Below are 17,200 nucleotides of genomic sequence, written 5' to 3'. Positions count from 1 at the left end.
GTGACGAGCTGCCGGATGCAGCGCAACAAGCACCCCGTTTCAGGCCGTTTATGTACAAACAAAAAAGCGGCGGGGTGTCCGATGAATACACATCGGGCACCCCGCCGCAGCGGTTTACCGACAAACCGGATGCCTGTCGGGCTACCACGGCCCACCACATATTATATAGCGGCAATACCGCACGCTGCCGCCCCACCGGCATTTATCAAATATTGCAGTCGTTCATAGCCGCAGGACAGCATGTAAAGGCACTTTGGCACGACTGTTGCAATAGGTTCTTTTGTAAATATTTATCATGATTTTATCGTTTTATATCGCTTTCGGGACAAACAAAAATACCGCCAAAACCGATGAAACGCAAATATCATCGCGATACACTTCACGATATTTTGAACGATACAATGCGGCGTAACGATTTTTTTATCACCTTTGCATCATGTTCAAGTCACCCCCGGGGCAACGGGTCCGCCTTGCGGCAAGACTCGGAACACGCATAAAAACAATAAACAAAAACAAAGGACCTGCCAACTTTACAAAAACAAAAAATCATTTATGAAAAAGTTTTTATCAACGAAAATGATGATTGCCGGCATGATGATGCTGTGCGCAATGATGTCGTTCACGGCCTGTTCAAGCGACGATGACGAAGGAGACAACGGCGGATATGGCCCGGGAAACGGTCCCGACCCGGTAGAAACAGGCTGGTCGGGAGATACGGAAAACGGCACATCCTACTTCTGCCCGCAACAGTCTGCGGGCCAGGAAACAGGCGTTACGGTGGTCTGCCGGTTCGAGGCGGCCGGCGGAGTATGCACAAAGGCCGACGCAAGATTTGAATGCGGAAGCCGCGAGATTGCCGACGCACTGTACGACTACATGATAAATGGCGATGATGACGATGCCGACTACGCTCCCGCAAACAAGCAGACACGCAAGATGATCAAAACAATGCGGAGCACGAGAGCCGACCGGCCGATGGGCATTGAAAGTGCTTTGAGCAAAAAGGGCAACACTATCGTTGCCCAAATGTATGTCATCGGCAAGAAAATGTCGGACATGAAAAAGCTGATGGATTTCTATTTCACCACAGACCGCATCGGATTTACATACGACCCGAACCTCAGCAACAGCGAACCCGGATATTACAACGTGGCCAAACTGCCTGCCAAACCGGTGTTCGGCAACATGAACGAAAGCACCCTCAACTATCAATGCGACATCACGGGCGCGTCGGTCTACTATTTCGGTGGTATCACAAAGGCCGAAATTAACGTGACGCGCGATGCCGGCAACCGCGTGAGCAAACTCATCCAGACGCTCACTTTCCGTACGGAACGCCTTGCATGGGAATTCGTGTACGGCGAAGACGGCGACAACGACGGAGACGGTTTCACGCTGAACGGCAACAAAGTAACATCCGTACTCGACTTCCACGGCGGTTATGACAACGACGGCGCATCGGCGCAATTCATGGAAAACTGTGCCAGACAGTATATAGTGATGTTCGACGCAATGTACAACATGCCGGTCGGTGTATCGCTGATGCTCTCTTTCGCACAATAAAACACACCTATATTTATATACAACGAAAATCCGTGCCACGTATGACTCTCGGTCGTGTGGCACGGATTTTCGTTTTCTTAGTCGCCGGTTACTGCCGCAGGCCGGTCAGTTCTTGTCGTAGGCATGCAGCGGGTAGTCGGTGGTGTAGTGCAGTCCGCGGCACTCCTTGCGCTCTATCGCCCAGCGGGTGATGAGATACGCCACGTTTATCATGTTGCGAAGCTCGCATATATCCCTGCTCGCCTTCACTCGCTTGAACAGGTTCTCCGTCTCCTCATACAGCATGTCGAGCCTGTTCCACGCACGGTGCAGACGCAAGTCGCTGCGCACTATTCCCACATAGTTGCTCATAATCTGCGTCACTTCCTTTACGCTCTGAGTGATGAGCACCTTCTCTTCATTGGTGAGCGTACCCTCATCGTTCCATTCCGGTACCTTGTCGTTGAAGTCATACTCATCCACATGAGCCAGCGAGTGACGTGCGGCGGCATCGGCATATACGACAGCCTCTATCAGAGAGTTGCTCGCCAGGCGGTTTCCGCCATGCAGTCCGGTGCAGGCACACTCACCGATGGCATAGAGCCGTTCGATGGACGACTGCCCGTTGAGGTCTACTTTGATACCTCCGCACATGTAGTGGGCGGCCGGGCGCACGGGGATATAATCTTGCGTGATGTCGATGCCCATCGTCTTGCACTTATGGTAGATGTTGGGAAAGTGGCGGCGGGTCTCCTCGGGATTCTTGTGCGTCACATCGAGGCACACATGGTCGAGCCCGTGGATTTTCATTTCCTTGTCAATGGCTCTCGCCACAATGTCACGCGGTGCGAGGGACAGCCGCTCGTCGTATTTCTCCATGAACGACTCACCGTTCGGCAGGCGCAGTATTCCGCCATATCCGCGCATGGCCTCGGTTATGAGAAAGGCGGGATGAGTCTCGCCCGGGTGGTAGAGTGCCGTGGGGTGGAACTGCACGAACTCCATGTCGGCCACCGTTCCCTTGGCCCTGTACACCATGGCCTCTCCGTCGCCGGTGGCTATGACGGGGTTCGTGGTGGCCTGATACACCGCCCCGCAACCGCCCGTGCACATCAGGGTGACCTTGCTCAGGTACGTGTCCACCTTCTCGGTATCGGGATTGAGCACGTATGCTCCATAGCAGTGGATATACGGTGTGCGGCGCGTGACGCGCGCTCCGAGGTGGTGCTGGGTGATAATCTCCACCGCAAAGTGGTTTTCCTTTATGTCTATATCGGGACAGGCACGCACGGCGGCCATCAGTCCGCGCTGTATCTCCGCGCCTGTGTCATCGGCATGGTGCAGTATACGGAACTCCGAGTGTCCGCCCTCCCGGTGCAGGTCGAACTCTCCGTCATCACGACGGTCGAAGTTCACGCCCCACTCAACGAGTTCTTTTATCTGCTCAGGAGCGTTGCGCACAACCTGCTCTACAGCCTTCCGGTCGCTGATATAGTCGCCGGCTATCATCGTATCTTCTATATGTTTCTCGAAATTGTCTGTCGCAAGGTTTGTAACCGAAGCCACTCCGCCCTGGGCAAACGAGGTGTTTGCCTCGTCGAGCGATGTCTTACAGATGACACAGACCCTGCCTTTATGCGCTCTCGCTACTTTCAGGGCGTAACTCATACCGGCCACCCCCGAGCCGATCACAAGAAAATCGTATTTAAAAACCATAAAAACGTTGTTTTAATTACGATGCAAAAGTAACTATTTTTATTTACAATGAACAAGCAAGCAGACGAAAATTTGATTTTACAGACACTTAATCATGGTACCATGCACAATACGGACACCGTGCAAAATACATTATCGGCATGCAACGGCCGCATTACCTGCCGATAGCTCCGACGGCACAACACGGCAAAGATATTACCGCAATACGAAAGCCGGAGCACTCATGGCGGGCCACTTAAAAACACCTTCATTTCTTTCTCACTGTCTCTGTCATCATCCGGATTATACACAATATGCGACCGAAGAACACCATATATGCCGGCACACTCAGGTCATCGTTATGCAAAAACAGGCAAAACAAACCGTAAACACTTGGAATTCTCGGCGAAATAAAGTAATTTTGTGCGTCTATTTGTAAGTTCAATGAACAGGTTTTATATTTTTATCATCATCTCCTTTCTGTCTATACATGCCTGGTCGCAGACTGAAACGGAACCAGACGAAAGGGAAAGAGACAACGAAACGGAAGCCGCGGCATACGGCACGGAAACAGACTCTATCGCCACGGCTGTTCCGGAACTGCCGTGGCCTACGGGTGCACAGACAGAGATAGACAGGTTGCTCGAAGGCAGCATGTTCGAGACCTCACAAGTGGGGCTGATGGTCTACGACCTCACGGCCGACAGCATAATCTACCGCCACAACGAGAAACAGATGTTGCGTCCGGCATCCACCATGAAGGTGGTAACGGCAGTGGCTGCTCTCGACAGGCTCGGCGGATCTTATCAGTTTCGCACTTCACTCTACTATACAGGCAAGATAAACAACAACACGCTTACCGGTGACATATACTGCGTGGGAGGTTTCGACCCGCTGTTCAACAGCGACGACATGAAAGCCTTTGTCGAGAGCATCAGGCAAATGAGCGTAGACACCATCAGGGGCCGCATAGTGGCAGATAAAAGCATGAAAGACAGCGACAGGTTGGGTGAAGGATGGTGCTGGGACGACAAGAACCCCACCCTGTCACCGCTCCTGATATCGAGAAAAGACATATTCACCGAACGCTTTATCGAGGAACTTAGAGAAGCCGGAGTGACGGTTGAGGCTTTCAACACCGAGGGTAAGTTGCCCGATGGGGCTTTCGCCGTCTGCACACGCTTCCACACCATCGACCAGATACTGATGCGTATGATGAAAGACAGCGATAATCTTTTTGCCGAATCTATGTTCTACCAGATTGCGGCAGCCTGCGGAAGCAGGCCCGCAAAGGCAACTCATGCACGCACGACGATACGCAATGTGATAAGAAAAAGCGGCCTGACGCCATCCGTATACAAGATTGCCGACGGCAGCGGACTCTCACTCTACAACTATGTATCGGCCGAGCTTGAAGTGGCTCTGCTGCGATATGCCTACAAGAACGCCGAGATATTCAACCACCTATACCACTCCATGCCCGTAGCCGGAGAAGACGGTACACTGAGAAACCGCATGAGAGGCAGCGCTGCCGACGGCAACGTACACGCAAAGACAGGAACACTGACAGGTATCCGTTCGCTAGCGGGATACTGCACGGCAGCCAACGGACACATGCTTTGTTTCGCGATAATAAACCAGGGAGTGATGCACGGCAACAACGGAAAGGCATTTCAAGACAAGGTGTGTATCTCGTTGTGCCGACCTTGACATTCATAAACAACACATCCGATCCGGCAAGACACCAAAGAGTAAATCAAAACATAAAACAATAAAAAATCAAATGCAATGATAAAAATCGAATATTACGTTGACAAAATCATCCAGATGTGCGGCCTTACGGGCATGTCGGTCACCGTGGCACGCTTCATCCTGCTCGTACTGGTCGCCGTGGTACTGGCATCCGTAGCCGGAATACTGTTCAGGAAAATTGTCACTCCCATCGTACGGAATATCACCGCACGGACCAAAGTCACATGGGACGACATTCTCCTTGGCGATGACATACTGAAAGCGGCAAGCCGCATCGTGCCAGCAGTAGTGGTATGGGTCCTGCTCCCGATGATTTTCACTCGCTTCGACACCGTGCATGAAATACTCGAACGAGCCACGGCGGTATATATCACGGTCATGTCAGTAAACCTGGCGATAGTGTTCATCAACTCATTGAAACTGTTGGGCAACAACATCAACTCGTCAACCCAACAGTATTTCCACTCGTTTTGCGGCGTACTGAAAATCGTAATGATATTCATTGCCGTAATCGCCGTGGTGGCGATAATAATAGACAAAAGCCCGACAAAGCTGTTTGCCGGACTCGGTGCCACATCGGCAATCATGATGCTGGTATTCAAAGACACAATATCAGGACTCGTGGCGGGCATCCGCCTTACGAGCAACAACATGATGCGTAAAGGCGACTGGATAACGGTGCCCAAGGCGGGAGCGGACGGTACGGTGGAAGACATCACGCTGACAACGGTGAAGGTGCGCAATTTCGACAACACGATAGTTACCGTGACACCGCAAACCCTCGTCGACGACTCGTTCAAAAACTGGATTGGCATGCAGAACAGCGACGGCCGCAGGGTTGCCCGCAAGATATATTACGACTTCAACCACATACACCCGGCCGGTCGTGAACTGTGCGACAGGCTTGTGGAGAAAGGCTATTTCAACGCCGGAGAGATTACGCCCGACACTGTGAACCTGACCCTTTTCCGCCGATATGCCGAACGATACCTTGCCGGACATCCTGAGGTCAACAGCTCGATGACCATAATGGTGCACCAGCTTGAGCCGGCATCGTTGGGACTTCCCGTGGAGTTCTATTTCTTCCTGAGCGACAAGGAGTGGCTGAACTACGAGCATAACCGTGACGACATTTTCGAATACATATATGCCATAACGCCTGATTTCGGCCTGAAAATATATCAGCAGTACATCGGCAGAGAGGCGTGACAATACCCGAATGCAACGCAAAGAAATGCCGAATACGATATAACCGTCAAGGAAATGGGACAAAAAAGAGGCAGACGCTCGCTGACGAGCGTCTGCCTCTTTTTTGTCGTATCTCGAACAGCGGCTTATTCCTCTGCCGCTTTCTGCTGTGCGATGTAGTACTCGATGTCTTCCGGACGGAAGTTCTTAATGAAACCGAAGTGTCCCTCGACCTCGGCCTCGGCATGACGCACGTACACGTTGGCACTCTTTGTGAAGAGTTCGGGAGCGCGTGTGGCGTCATCGAGTATGAGAAGAGACATTATTATGTCGGCCGTCATCTCATACAGACGGCGTGCAAGGAAGTCGAGCACACACTGGTTGTCGGCCGCCTTGACGGTCTCGATGGCCCCCTCGAGCTTCGCAACCATCGGAACGACACGCTCTTTGAGAGCCTGCAACTCGGGAGCCACGGCATTTTCGAGCATTTCCTTAATGATAGCAAGGCACGTACCGTTGGTTATATAGCGGATAGCTGCCACCACCTGGAGCTGCGTCGTACCCTCATATATAGAGAATATGCGGGCGTCGCGGAACAGACGCTGGCACTTGTACTCCATGATGAAGCCCGAACCGCCATGCACCGAGATTGCGTCGTATGCGTTCTGGTTGGCATATTCGGAGTTCATACCCTTTGCAAGCGGCGTGAAGGCATCTGCCAGACGCGTGTATTTCTTCAGCTCCGCACGCTCCTCGGGAGTGAGCTTACGGTCGCGGGCAATATCTTCGAGAGCCTTGTAGATATCTACATAGCGTGCTGTCTGATAGAGAAGCGAGCGTCCCGCGTCGAGTTTGGCCTTCATGCGGCTGAGCATATCGTATACCGCCGGAAAATCGATGATCTTCTGTCCGAACTGGGCACGGTCCTTGGCGTATGCCAGAGCCTCGTTGTACGCTTCCTGCTCCACACCAACACTCTGTGCGGCGATGCCCAGACGGGCGCCGTTCATAAGAGCCATGACATACTTTATAAGTCCCATACGGGTACTTCCGCAAAGTTCCGCTTTGGCGTTCTTGTATGTAAGCTCACATGTCGGCGAGCCGTGTATGCCGAGTTTGTGCTCTATGTGGCGCACGTCCACACCGCCCTGACGCTTGTCGTAGATAAACATCGACAGTCCGCGGCCGTCGTGTGTGCCCTCTTCGGAACGTGCCAGCACAAGGTGTATGTCGCTGTCACCGTTTGTTATAAAGCGCTTCACTCCGTTGAGAAGCCAGCAACCGTCTTTCTCCGAGTATGTGGCTTTGAGCATCACACGCTGCAAATCCGAACCGGCATCAGGCTCGGTGAGGTCCATGCTCATGGTCTCGCCCGCACATATACGGGGTATGTATTTTTCTCGCTGCTCTTCGCTGCCGAACTCATAGAGCGTGTCTATGCATGACTGGAGGCTCCATATATTCTGGAAACCGGCGTCAGCGGCGGCTATCACCTCGCTGAGCATCGAGAATGTGGTGTTCGGCAGGTTCAGTCCGCCATACCTGCGGGGCATGCTTATGCCCCATAGCCCGGCCTTGCGGGTGGCATCCATGTTCTCAACTGTCTTCGAGGCGTAAATCATACGGCCGTTTTCCAGATGAGGACCTTCAAGGTCCACACTCTCCGAATTAGGCTCGAGGATGTTCGCCGCCACATCACCGGTTATATCGAGAATGCGCTTGTAGTTCTCTATCGCATCCTCATAGTCGACCGGCGCGTCTTCAAATTTATCTTTATCCGCATAGCCGCGCTCTTTCAATTCAACTATACGCTTCATCAAAGGATGATGAAGATGGAACTCAAGTTCCGGATGATCGCTATAATAATTTGCCATTTTATTCTTTATTTTTTACGGAAGTTAAAGAAGTTACGGGAAGTTAAGGAAGTTAAAGGACAATACCTTTACTTACTCTTTTCATCCCTCATGGCGTTGTCATTGACTATCGCCCTGCAATATGAGTTAAGGAATTTACTTGTTTCCTCTATGCTGCTGTGCAGCAATTCGAACTCTCCCGGACGCAAAAGTCCAAGGTCTCTTGAAAGAAGATTATATGATCTGCACTCTTCAAGACTGCCCTGTGAGATATTGAAGAACCTCAATTTATCAACTTTTCCCAATCGCTTATAGCCTTCAGCGATATTCGCTTCTATCGAAACGGCCGCTCTGCGAAACTGTGATATCAGTCCGTACTTCTCGTCTTCCGGGAAATGACGGGTCACTCTGTATACCGACAACACAAACGCATGTGCTTTCTGCCAGGCTATAATATTCTCAAAGCTATATGTCATGAGGTATTGTCCTTTAACTTCCTTGACTTCCCCTAACTTCTTTAACTTCCTAAGTTTCTTATTCTCAACTCCTGTTCTACAATCACTTGTTATTCGCCTTGTAATACTTTATCAGCTTCGGCACCACCTCTTCCACCGTACCGGTGATCACATAGTCGGCGATTTTGTTGATTGGTGCCTCCGGATCGCTGTTCACAGAGATGATGATGCCAGAGTCCTGCATGCCGGCGATATGCTGTATCTGTCCGCTGATACCGCAGGCGATGTACACTTTCGGGTGAACGGTGACACCGGTCTGCCCTATCTGGCGGTCATGATCCGCCCAACCGGCATCCACCGCGGCGCGGCTCGCGCCGACCTCACCATGCAGTTCCTTGGCAAGCTTGAAGAGAAGGTCGAACCCTTCCTTGCTGCCAACGCCATAACCGCCGGCCACCACGATGGGAGCACCTTTGAGATTGTGCTTGGCCGCCTCCACGTGGCGGTCGAGAACTTTCACGACGAAAGCTTCCGGCGATACATATTTGCCGACCTCGGGATATACAACTTCCTTGCGGCAGTCGCCCTCATATACGGCTTTCTGCATCACGCCGCTGCGCACAGTTGCCATCTGCGGACGGTGCTCGGGATTCACGATGGTAGCAACGATATTTCCACCGAACGCCGGACGTATCTGGTAGAGCAGGTTCTCGAATGTCCTGCCGCTCTTCTTGTCTTCATACGAGCCTATTTCAAGCTCTGTGCAGTCGGCCGTCAGTCCGCTGGTAAGCGACGACGACACGCGTGGCCCGAGATCACGGCCTATCACCGTGGCGCCCATGAGGCATATCTGCGGGTTCTCCTCCTTGAAAAGGTTTACGAGAATATCAGTATGCGGGGCGGATGTGTACGGGAACAGCCCCTCGGCGTCGAAGACAAAGAGTTTGTCCACGCCATACGGCAGTATCTGTTCCTCAACAGCTCCCTTGATTCCTGTTCCGGCAACGACGGCATGCAGCTCCACACCCAGTTCGTCAGCCAGCTTGCGGCCTTTGGTGAGCAGCTCCTGAGAGACTTCCTGCACCTCAATGCCTTCTATTTCTATATAAACAAAAACGTTATTCATAATTTCGTCTGTCATTATTCGTAATTATCCGATAATCTTCTCGTCGAGCAGTTCTTTTATCATGCACTCGATGTCTGCGTCGCCTCCCGTGAGGGTCTTGCACTCCTTGGCCTGGAACACGATGTTCTTCACGGCCTTCACCTTAGTGGGCGAACCGCTCAGTCCGCACTGCTGCGGATCGCCGTCCACATCGGCCACCGACCACTGGTTGAGCGTCAGATACGGACGCTCGGCATACAGTTCCTTGTAAGGCATGTCGTCGGTACGTTCCATCGGAGCCGTGGCGCGCTTGAATTTCATCACAAGCTTGGCGTTGCACGGGCGGCATGGAGCCGCGCTTCCGTTCACCGTCACCACTACGGGCATCGGTGTCTCCACTGTCTCCACTCCTCCGTCTATCTGCCGGCGGATAGTCAGCTTGCCGTCTTCGCATTTCAATATCTCCTCGGCGTATGTCACCTGGTTGAGACCGAGCTTCTGGGCCACCTGGGGACCCACCTGGGCCGTGTCTCCGTCGATGGCCTGACGGCCTCCGATAACCACGTCCACATCACCGATTTTCTTTATCGCCGTGGCCAGCGCATACGATGTGGCCAGCGTATCCGCTCCGGCAAACAGGCGGTCGGTAAGCAGCCATCCGGTGTCGGCGCCTCGATAAAGCCCCTGCCGTATGATTTCGGCAGCGCGGGGCGGGCCCATAGTCAGTATTCCGACCGTAGAGCCGGGATTTTGCTCTTTGAGGCGCAGCGCCTGTTCGAGAGCGTTCAGATCTTCGGGGTTAAAGATTGCGGGCAGCGCAGCGCGATTGACCGTGCCTTCGGCTGTCATCGCATCCTTGCCCACATTTCGTGTGTCAGGAACTTGCTTTGCAAGTACTACGATTTTCAAACTCATAAAAATTATATTGTATTGTTAGTCAGTCAGAATGTGCCCCGTCACCACAGGGCGGCGGGGCACACCATAGTAATATATGCAAAAGTAATCTTTTTCTCGCTCATGACAAAGAAAAAAGCATTAAAATTGCGCATTTCCTGATTTAATGTGCATACAAAAAGATACAAACGCCGGTACGACAAAGAGTTTATATGCCGTAAAATATCGACTGATGTATAGTAAAGTGTATCGCGGTAACGCTTGCGACATGGCGGTTTAAAACATAACTTTGTGAAAGACAAAACCATAACAGAGCACAAATACCATGATAATATTTTACAAAACAACATACAATACCCATACTACAATCCACTCACAGCACAAGAAAAAAAGACGTCTCGAAACATCACTTTTTGACATCCGGGACTTCAACATGCCGCAACCATCATCAAATTCGCATCGAAAAACAAGGCTTCACTATATGGTATGTATAGTATTTCCCGGCATTATACATACCGGATAAATACCAATATGCGGTGGCGACATCCGCAATGCAAACCATCCGCATGTGATGTTTGCATACACAGCCGGCACACACCGGCACATCCTGATACCACGAACTCGCAAAAAGGCTTCCGAAAACAACATCGGAAGCCTTTTTTGCGTCTGCATTAGGATACCCGTTACAATGCGACGGGATACTAAACGCATTGCATTTAGCCGCTAAACGCATTCCGTTTAGCGGCTAAATGGAACCCAACGGGTATCCCGTTGCGACAAAGCGAACGAACAAACGCATAAAAGACGGCAAACCGCCCCGAAACGTATCATAATTCAAAGTTTTCACCACCGCAAGGCCGGCAATAATCACACGGCCGGCCATCCTGCCGCACACAAACACGCATGATATTTTATTTACAAAGCACAACACATCCACAAACTGCCACATGCCCTTGGACAGACATACCACAAACCCGGATAAAACGGAAATATAAATAAATTCCGTATCTTTGCATGCCCAAACAAGATTTCGACAGTTACAGATGAAAAGAATAGAAACCATCATTGCAAGTTGCGTCATTAACATGGCCGTCGCGACAACAGCGGCCGGACAAGACATCACAGACAGCAAAAGGTTATCGGGAGAAATATATACCGAGGTGAACCACGGCCACAGATACTACGGAAACGAACGCACGATATGGGACTTTCCGCACATCGTGGGTGCGGCCACGGCTGAGTTTGGCCGCGGGTGGAGCATTGAGGTTGAACTGGAATACGAGCGCATCCATGAAGACGGAGAATGGTGCAACGACCTGAAAGACAATTTCTCGTCCAACAAACTGTATGTCAATAAGCGATGGAGCGACGCGCTGAACATCAAGTTCGGAATAGTGGACATTCCAATAGGAATAACGAACGCCGGCGGTCCGGCGCTGACCATATACGATCCGGAAAGCGAATCAAGGATAATGCCCATGACATGGCATGAGGCTGGAGCGGCTCTACACGGACAGTATAAGAACGTGTCATGGTCGGTGGCCCTGCTGGCATACTCCGACTTCACGTTGAGCAACACCACAATGTTAGGTTCGGCCGTCACGGCTGACTTACGGCCGGCCGACGGTTTGCGCATAGGCATCGGAGGATTTGCTGGAAAACCGCACCACGGCATGATACACGCCTTTGCCGACTGTTTCGACCGGCAGAACGGCACGACATTCTATTGCGCCCTGTCTGCCGACTACGAAAACAACGGCATCACGGCCGACGGGTCGCTTATATACCGAAGTGCTGACGGCGGACGCTCGTTTGGAGCGGAAATAGGTTACGACATCGGCAGCCTGATGACAGCGGAACGGATATCGGCAATACCGTTTGTGCGCCACGACAGGACAGCCCACACCGCCGAACCGGATATGGCAAAATGGACATTCGGAATAAACATATCGCCGATAAGCAACCTGACTATAAAGGCCGAATACGGCCTGAGGCACTTATCGGGATGCGAAACGGAAAAATGTATTGACGCAGGCATAGGTTATTCCATACCGTTCTGACACCGGCCGACATCATGGCGGCATACCGCCATAAAGGCGTCGGATCCGTCTATCACACCGGCATCAGGCCTGCGGCCGTTCACTCACTCGCTTCGAGAGCCTCCTCCAAAAACTCAGCGGCATCAGCCACGCAGTCATTGCATTCACGGAGCACGCACTTGTTTTCCGTTCCTTTCAACATCTTGCAGACGGTAGAGCCGTTACGGTGCTGAAACCTGTTCATAATCCGCTTCATGGCTTTCATCGACTTCGCACGATCGCCATATCTCAACCCCAGAACCACACCCGCACCCACAATAGCGCCGCAAGTGCCTTCCATATTGCCCATACCAACGCCGAAAGCGTTTGTGACATCCCGCATGACAACCTCATCAATGCCGGCCTCCCCACAGTAAGTGCAGGCCACGGCCTGCGCACAATTGTACTTGCCGGAAGCCTTTCGCTCCACGGCCTGTCCTATCTTTGTTTTCATCTGTCTTTTATTAAAAAATTCCCGGTAACATGCCGCCCGGAAAAAACTGTCACCATAACGTTAAAGAGATTATAAATCGAAAATCTTTTCAAGCACAATCATAGTCATGAAACCGAGAAGCAAAGCGTATGTGGCCTGCTTCTGGCAACCGTTGGCGTGTACCTCCGGTATCATCTCGTCGGAAGTGACATACAGCATGGCACCACCCGCAAAACCGAGCATGACCGGAAGAAAAACCTCAGACACGCTGCCGAGAGCAAACCCGAGCCAAACACCCGCCACTTCGAGCAGACCGATGGCAACGGATATGGCGAAAGTGCGCAACCGGGTAACACCGGCCACGAGCAACGGGGCTATGATGACCATGCCTTCGGGTACGTTCTGCAAAGCAATTCCAAACGATACTGTCCACGACGTGCCGTCTGACATATCGCTGAGACTCACTCCGGCCGCTATACCCTCGGGCAGTTTGTGTATGGCAATGGCCATGACGAAGAGCAATATGTTTTTAAGCCGCTTGTTGCTGGTATGCTCCTCGGGCGAAAGCCCCGTGATATGGTGCATGTGAGGGGTCACAAGGTCAAGCACATTGAGAAACAACGCCCCGCCCATGACACCGGCAACCACCACCCAGCAACTGCCCGCACCGCACATATCGAACGCAGGCACTATCAGCCCGAGCGTGGAGGCGGCAAGCATCACGCCTGCGCAATAGCCCAGCACGGTGTCATTCCACTTGCGGGGCAACTCCTTGAACAAGAAGCCCAATATGGCTCCGAAAATCGACGCGCCGCACAGTCCGGCGGCACTTATCCATACTTGTGTCATCCCGTTATCCTTATTTTAATGTTGTCTACAAGCCGCCTGTATCCACGATACAGGCATTACGATACCACACCGCAAGCACTTTTAAATGCCATCACGCCACGGCAACCCGACATGGGCCTTACTTACCGTTGATATAGTCGAGTATCTGCTCGGCGTGTATCTTGGTCTTTATCTCTTTTGGAGTGAATATCTTTTCGATGACACCATCCTCGTTAACCAGATATGTGGTGCGAAGCGTACCTATGGTACGGCGCCCGCAGGCCACCTTCTCGCCCCAGCAACCGAGAGCCTGCTGCAACGTGGTCTCTGTGTCGGCAATCAACGGGAAATCGAGACCGTGTGCGTCGGCAAACTTTTTCTGCGCCGCCTGCTTGTCTTTGCTCACACCTACAACAGCATAGCCGGCCGCCTCAAGTTCAGACTTGTGAGCCTGCAACGAACAGGCCTCAGCCGTGCATCCTGAAGTATTGGCGCGCGGATAGCTGTAAAGCACCAGTTTGCGACCGCGATAGTCGCCGCTCTTTATCTCATTACCGTTCTGGTCTGTGCCGAGAACATCGGGAATTCTGTCTCCTACTGTCATAATCGTAATTTATTTTATATTCGGTTTATAGTTATTTTCCGTTTTTTACCTACGGCAGACAAAGTTACTTATTTATGTATATTCATCGGATATTTTTTTACTATTATTAGCCGCATTTACGAAAAAATAGCGAAGGACGCCGCGGTTTAAATGGATATTGATATGAAAATAACAAACACACAAACCGTCCGAAAGTCTTTAAACTATATGCAAGACACAAATGCCTATACAAAAAAACGGGACATGCAGTTGATTCAACATACATGTCCCGTTTTTTTAATCTAAAAAAGAAGTTCCTGCATACCGGCTATTCTGACTGCAAGCCGCACAGGAGACCATGCGACGCTGTCGGCAATACGTCACGGCAACTTCATGTATTCCTTGTTTCCGGTAACCTTTGTGACCGTAACCACACCGTGCTCGCCAATCTCCACATTAGGATACAGAGGCTCTACCAACACCGTACCGTCAACGGCAAACACTCCCCACTGGCTGTAATTTTTCTCAACGGCACAATATTTGCCGACCGGAGGCATCACGTTTCTGTATATCGGAGGTATGGTGACGCGGTCTCCTTTTTTCAGTCCCCATTTCCGCCCGGCCTTGAACGGCATGGCGTTCCTGAAATCATCAAGCATCAACTGCCTCTTCCGCTCCGCCTCCGCCCGAGACACCAAGTATTGCCTCGAAGCGTCCCGGTCCAGCAGGTCTATCTCATTTTCGACATCGGCCGCATCGGAATCCGTAGAGCGACAGCCTATATACCTTTTCCCACATCCCTCCGCGACATGGTAAAACCGCTTGTCGCCATCATATACTATGAGGCTTCTGTCAGCAAGTCGTTTATAAATATGATAGAAACTATCGTAATCATCACGGAGAATGCAGACATATCCGGATGTACTGTCACGCATATCCGTTGCTTCTCCGAAGAAAGGAGCATGGGCATGATAATCGAAAATCACGATATAAGACTTACAATTGAAGATGCAATCCGCGGTCATATTACTGTTGTTTGTATATACCACCCTTGTCCGGCTGTAATAAACGTTGCCGGACTTCAACAGTTCGATATCTCCAAAGCGCTTAATCTCAGGCTTACAGTCATACGTCCGCAAGCTGTGCAGATCCAGATAAGAAGCATGTCCGGTAGAGGATGTAACGGTAAGAAAATGATTTCTGCCGAATTTCATCGCTTTACAATGTCTCCTCTTCCAGATTGTCCCGCCGCTGTCGTCTATCAATCCGCAACTGTTATCCGCAAACCTGACAGCCGCCATATCATTACGAATATCGAACACCGTGATATACTGTGCCCCGGTAATATGTCGGCGCCCCCGCCTAAGCCCCCAAAGACCGGTGCCCCCATCCTTCCATGCCTTTAATTCGGTTTTAACCGAAGCGTGCATAGGTTGAGGTTGCGATATTTTCTGTTTCGAAAGAGCGGAAAGGAGATTATCGTGAGACACAACCACCTCCATATCGCTGTCACGCACAGTGATTTCCGATGAAGAAACGACAGAACGCGCCTCGCCCTGAATACGGCCTGCACGGTACCCCCTGCCGGTCTCATATCCGCGGAACATCGACTCCCAATCCCATGACACGGTAGGAAGACCGAACACACGGTAAAGGCCGACATTGTCTATAAGAGTGCAAGCGCTCTTGCCTTCCGATTTCCGCAGTCCACGTCCCGCCTGCTGCAAATATTTGGATAAAGACAGCGTGGGACGAGCCATCTGAACGAACTCGACATCAGGACAGTCGAATCCCTCGCTGAACACATCCACATTCACAAGGACCTGTATCTCACCCGCCTTGAAAGCCTCAACCAACCGCTTACGCACGGCCATCGGTGTCTTGCTGTCAATAGCCACGGCATTCACCCCTTGCATGCCGTAATACCCGGCTATCGCCCTTGCATGGCCGATGCTTATGGCATAGACTATGCCTTTCTTATTGGCGGCGAATTTCCGTATGCTTGCATAAAGCCGTTCTATACTCGGACGCCTGTTGAGAACATCGTTCATCTCCTTTATCTGATAATCGCCGTCGGCACCGCGTTTCTCCAGACTGTCAATCAACAGCTGTTCGCTACTGTCCTGACGTATGGATATGTAATCGAAAGAAGACAGGAAGCCTTTCTCTATAAACCCGGCGATGCTCCACGACGTGATTAAGGTATCGAACAGGTCGGTAAATCCGTTGCGGCTCATGCGGCATGGAGTGGCCGTAAGACCGAGGAACTTAGCTCCGGGGCATCTGTCCCAAAGCACACGATAGGTTTTCGCCCGCGCATGATGCGCCTCGTCAATGACAACCAGCGACGGCCGTGAAATCTCATCATCCCAATGCCGTGATAGCCACTGGATTGCCAACACCCTAACACGGCCGTCGGTCTTATCTATCCCATAGCGCGCAATGGTCTCCTCGGCTTGCGCCACCAACTCGCGGCGATGGGCTATAATCCATACCGTACCATTACCGGCTGTGATAAAATCACGCACAACGGCAGCCAGCACATGCGTCTTGCCCGTGCCTGTCGGCATCTGCATCATCACGCTGCGATGAACACGCCACGCCTCAAAAAGACGCGATTTAATATCTTTCTGATAGTCGTGCAGACGAACAGGAACCGCCATACCAATCGTATTTGGGAAATTATATATGATTTAAGACAAAGGCTACATGCCGCCCATTTGTCATCAAAAGTTGACGACCGGATATATCAACAAAATTCTTTTATATACCTCCGGCGAAAGCGCCGATACCG

14 protein-coding genes are annotated in these 17,200 nt (G+C 51.5%); 5 read left to right on the top strand and 9 right to left on the bottom strand.

Features of this window, described 5'->3' with window-relative positions; translation table 11 throughout:
• Positions 1-50 precede the first annotated feature (50 nt).
• Complete coding sequence (locus MoGM_RS08630; RefSeq protein WP_146078695.1) at positions 51-299, top strand: hypothetical protein; 249 nt, start codon at positions 51-53, stop codon at positions 297-299.
• 253 nt (positions 300-552) lie between these two features.
• A complete protein-coding gene (locus tag MoGM_RS08625; protein ID WP_104369672.1) occupies positions 553-1,563 on the top strand; it encodes a hypothetical protein in 1,011 nt (336 codons plus the stop codon).
• A gap of 105 nt (positions 1,564-1,668) precedes the next feature.
• Here MoGM_RS08625 and nadB read toward each other — a convergent pair whose 3' ends face one another.
• Entirely contained in the window at positions 1,669-3,258 is a 1,590-nt protein-coding gene (gene nadB / locus MoGM_RS08620; protein ID WP_104369671.1) for an L-aspartate oxidase, read from the bottom strand.
• 423 nt (positions 3,259-3,681) lie between these two features.
• Between nadB and dacB the strand changes: the two genes are divergently transcribed.
• Both dacB and MoGM_RS08610 read left to right on the top strand, forming a co-directional pair.
• Entirely contained in the window at positions 3,682-4,947 is a 1,266-nt protein-coding gene (gene dacB, locus MoGM_RS08615; RefSeq protein WP_104369670.1) for a D-alanyl-D-alanine carboxypeptidase/D-alanyl-D-alanine-endopeptidase, read from the top strand.
• Positions 4,948-5,025: 78 nt separating this feature from the next.
• Positions 5,026-6,198: a mechanosensitive ion channel family protein gene (locus MoGM_RS08610; RefSeq protein WP_104369669.1), complete on the top strand. Its 1,173-nt coding sequence runs from the start codon at positions 5,026-5,028 to the stop codon at positions 6,196-6,198.
• 125 nt (positions 6,199-6,323) lie between these two features.
• On the opposite strand, the gene MoGM_RS08605 is transcribed toward MoGM_RS08610, so the two are convergent.
• From MoGM_RS08605 to MoGM_RS08590, 4 genes are all read right to left on the bottom strand, one after another.
• Positions 6,324-8,051, bottom strand: coding sequence for an acyl-CoA dehydrogenase family protein (locus MoGM_RS08605; protein WP_104369668.1), 1,728 nt, complete (start codon positions 8,049-8,051; stop codon positions 6,324-6,326).
• A 68-nt stretch (positions 8,052-8,119) separates the two neighbouring features.
• Positions 8,120-8,506 carry a four helix bundle protein gene (locus tag MoGM_RS08600; RefSeq protein WP_104369667.1) on the bottom strand — a complete coding sequence of 129 codons (387 nt, stop codon included), beginning with the start codon at positions 8,504-8,506 and terminating at the stop codon, positions 8,120-8,122.
• A gap of 82 nt (positions 8,507-8,588) precedes the next feature.
• Positions 8,589-9,611, bottom strand: coding sequence for an electron transfer flavoprotein subunit alpha/FixB family protein (locus tag MoGM_RS08595; RefSeq protein ID WP_104369707.1), 1,023 nt, complete (start codon positions 9,609-9,611; stop codon positions 8,589-8,591).
• A 24-nt stretch (positions 9,612-9,635) separates the two neighbouring features.
• Complete coding sequence (locus MoGM_RS08590; protein ID WP_104369666.1) at positions 9,636-10,505, bottom strand: electron transfer flavoprotein subunit beta/FixA family protein; 870 nt, start codon at positions 10,503-10,505, stop codon at positions 9,636-9,638.
• Positions 10,506-11,527: 1,022 nt separating this feature from the next.
• Here MoGM_RS08590 and MoGM_RS08575 point away from each other — a divergent pair.
• Positions 11,528-12,544, top strand: coding sequence for a hypothetical protein (locus MoGM_RS08575; RefSeq protein WP_104369663.1), 1,017 nt, complete (start codon positions 11,528-11,530; stop codon positions 12,542-12,544).
• Between the two features lie 79 nt (positions 12,545-12,623).
• Here the strand turns inward: MoGM_RS08575 and MoGM_RS08570 are convergent, their stop codons facing one another.
• The 4 genes from MoGM_RS08570 to MoGM_RS08555 form a co-directional block, all read right to left on the bottom strand.
• On the bottom strand, positions 12,624-13,016 hold the full coding sequence (locus MoGM_RS08570) for a C-GCAxxG-C-C family protein (RefSeq protein WP_104369662.1): 393 nt from the start codon (positions 13,014-13,016) through the stop codon (positions 12,624-12,626).
• A gap of 69 nt (positions 13,017-13,085) precedes the next feature.
• The gene (locus tag MoGM_RS08565; RefSeq protein ID WP_104369661.1) at positions 13,086-13,844 is read right to left on the bottom strand and encodes a ZIP family metal transporter; all 759 of its coding nucleotides are present in this window, start codon (positions 13,842-13,844) and stop codon (positions 13,086-13,088) included.
• A gap of 118 nt (positions 13,845-13,962) precedes the next feature.
• Complete coding sequence (locus tag MoGM_RS08560; protein ID WP_104369660.1) at positions 13,963-14,427, bottom strand: peroxiredoxin; 465 nt, start codon at positions 14,425-14,427, stop codon at positions 13,963-13,965.
• A 359-nt stretch (positions 14,428-14,786) separates the two neighbouring features.
• Complete coding sequence (locus MoGM_RS08555) at positions 14,787-17,069, bottom strand: DEAD/DEAH box helicase (RefSeq protein ID WP_104369659.1); 2,283 nt, start codon at positions 17,067-17,069, stop codon at positions 14,787-14,789.
• Positions 17,070-17,200 lie beyond the last annotated feature (131 nt).

It is taken from the genome of Prevotella sp. MGM1 (assembly GCF_002933775.1).
GTDB lineage: Bacteria > Bacteroidota > Bacteroidia > Bacteroidales > Bacteroidaceae > Prevotella.
Note: the sequence above shows the minus strand (reverse complement) of the source record. Positions and strands in the feature narration are given on the sequence as shown.

Bases quoted from the DNA above. Each gene is read 5' to 3' on its own strand.
- MoGM_RS08565 (WP_104369661.1), bottom strand. From the start codon at position 13,844: ATGACACAAGTATGGATAAGTGCCGCCGGACTGTGCGGCGCGTCGATT.
- dacB (WP_104369670.1), top strand. From the start codon at position 3,682: ATGAACAGGTTTTATATTTTTATCATCATCTCCTTTCTGTCTATACAT.
- MoGM_RS08560 (WP_104369660.1), bottom strand. From the start codon at position 14,427: ATGACAGTAGGAGACAGAATTCCCGATGTTCTCGGCACAGACCAGAAC.
- nadB (WP_104369671.1), bottom strand. From the start codon at position 3,258: ATGGTTTTTAAATACGATTTTCTTGTGATCGGCTCGGGGGTGGCCGGT.
- MoGM_RS08630 (WP_146078695.1), top strand. From the start codon at position 51: ATGTACAAACAAAAAAGCGGCGGGGTGTCCGATGAATACACATCGGGC.
- MoGM_RS08555 (WP_104369659.1), bottom strand. From the start codon at position 17,069: ATGGCGGTTCCTGTTCGTCTGCACGACTATCAGAAAGATATTAAATCG.
- MoGM_RS08595 (WP_104369707.1), bottom strand. From the start codon at position 9,611: ATGAATAACGTTTTTGTTTATATAGAAATAGAAGGCATTGAGGTGCAG.
- MoGM_RS08600 (WP_104369667.1), bottom strand. From the start codon at position 8,506: ATGACATATAGCTTTGAGAATATTATAGCCTGGCAGAAAGCACATGCG.
- MoGM_RS08590 (WP_104369666.1), bottom strand. From the start codon at position 10,505: ATGAGTTTGAAAATCGTAGTACTTGCAAAGCAAGTTCCTGACACACGA.
- MoGM_RS08610 (WP_104369669.1), top strand. From the start codon at position 5,026: ATGATAAAAATCGAATATTACGTTGACAAAATCATCCAGATGTGCGGC.
- MoGM_RS08575 (WP_104369663.1), top strand. From the start codon at position 11,528: ATGAAAAGAATAGAAACCATCATTGCAAGTTGCGTCATTAACATGGCC.
- MoGM_RS08605 (WP_104369668.1), bottom strand. From the start codon at position 8,051: ATGGCAAATTATTATAGCGATCATCCGGAACTTGAGTTCCATCTTCAT.
- MoGM_RS08570 (WP_104369662.1), bottom strand. From the start codon at position 13,016: ATGAAAACAAAGATAGGACAGGCCGTGGAGCGAAAGGCTTCCGGCAAG.
- MoGM_RS08625 (WP_104369672.1), top strand. From the start codon at position 553: ATGAAAAAGTTTTTATCAACGAAAATGATGATTGCCGGCATGATGATG.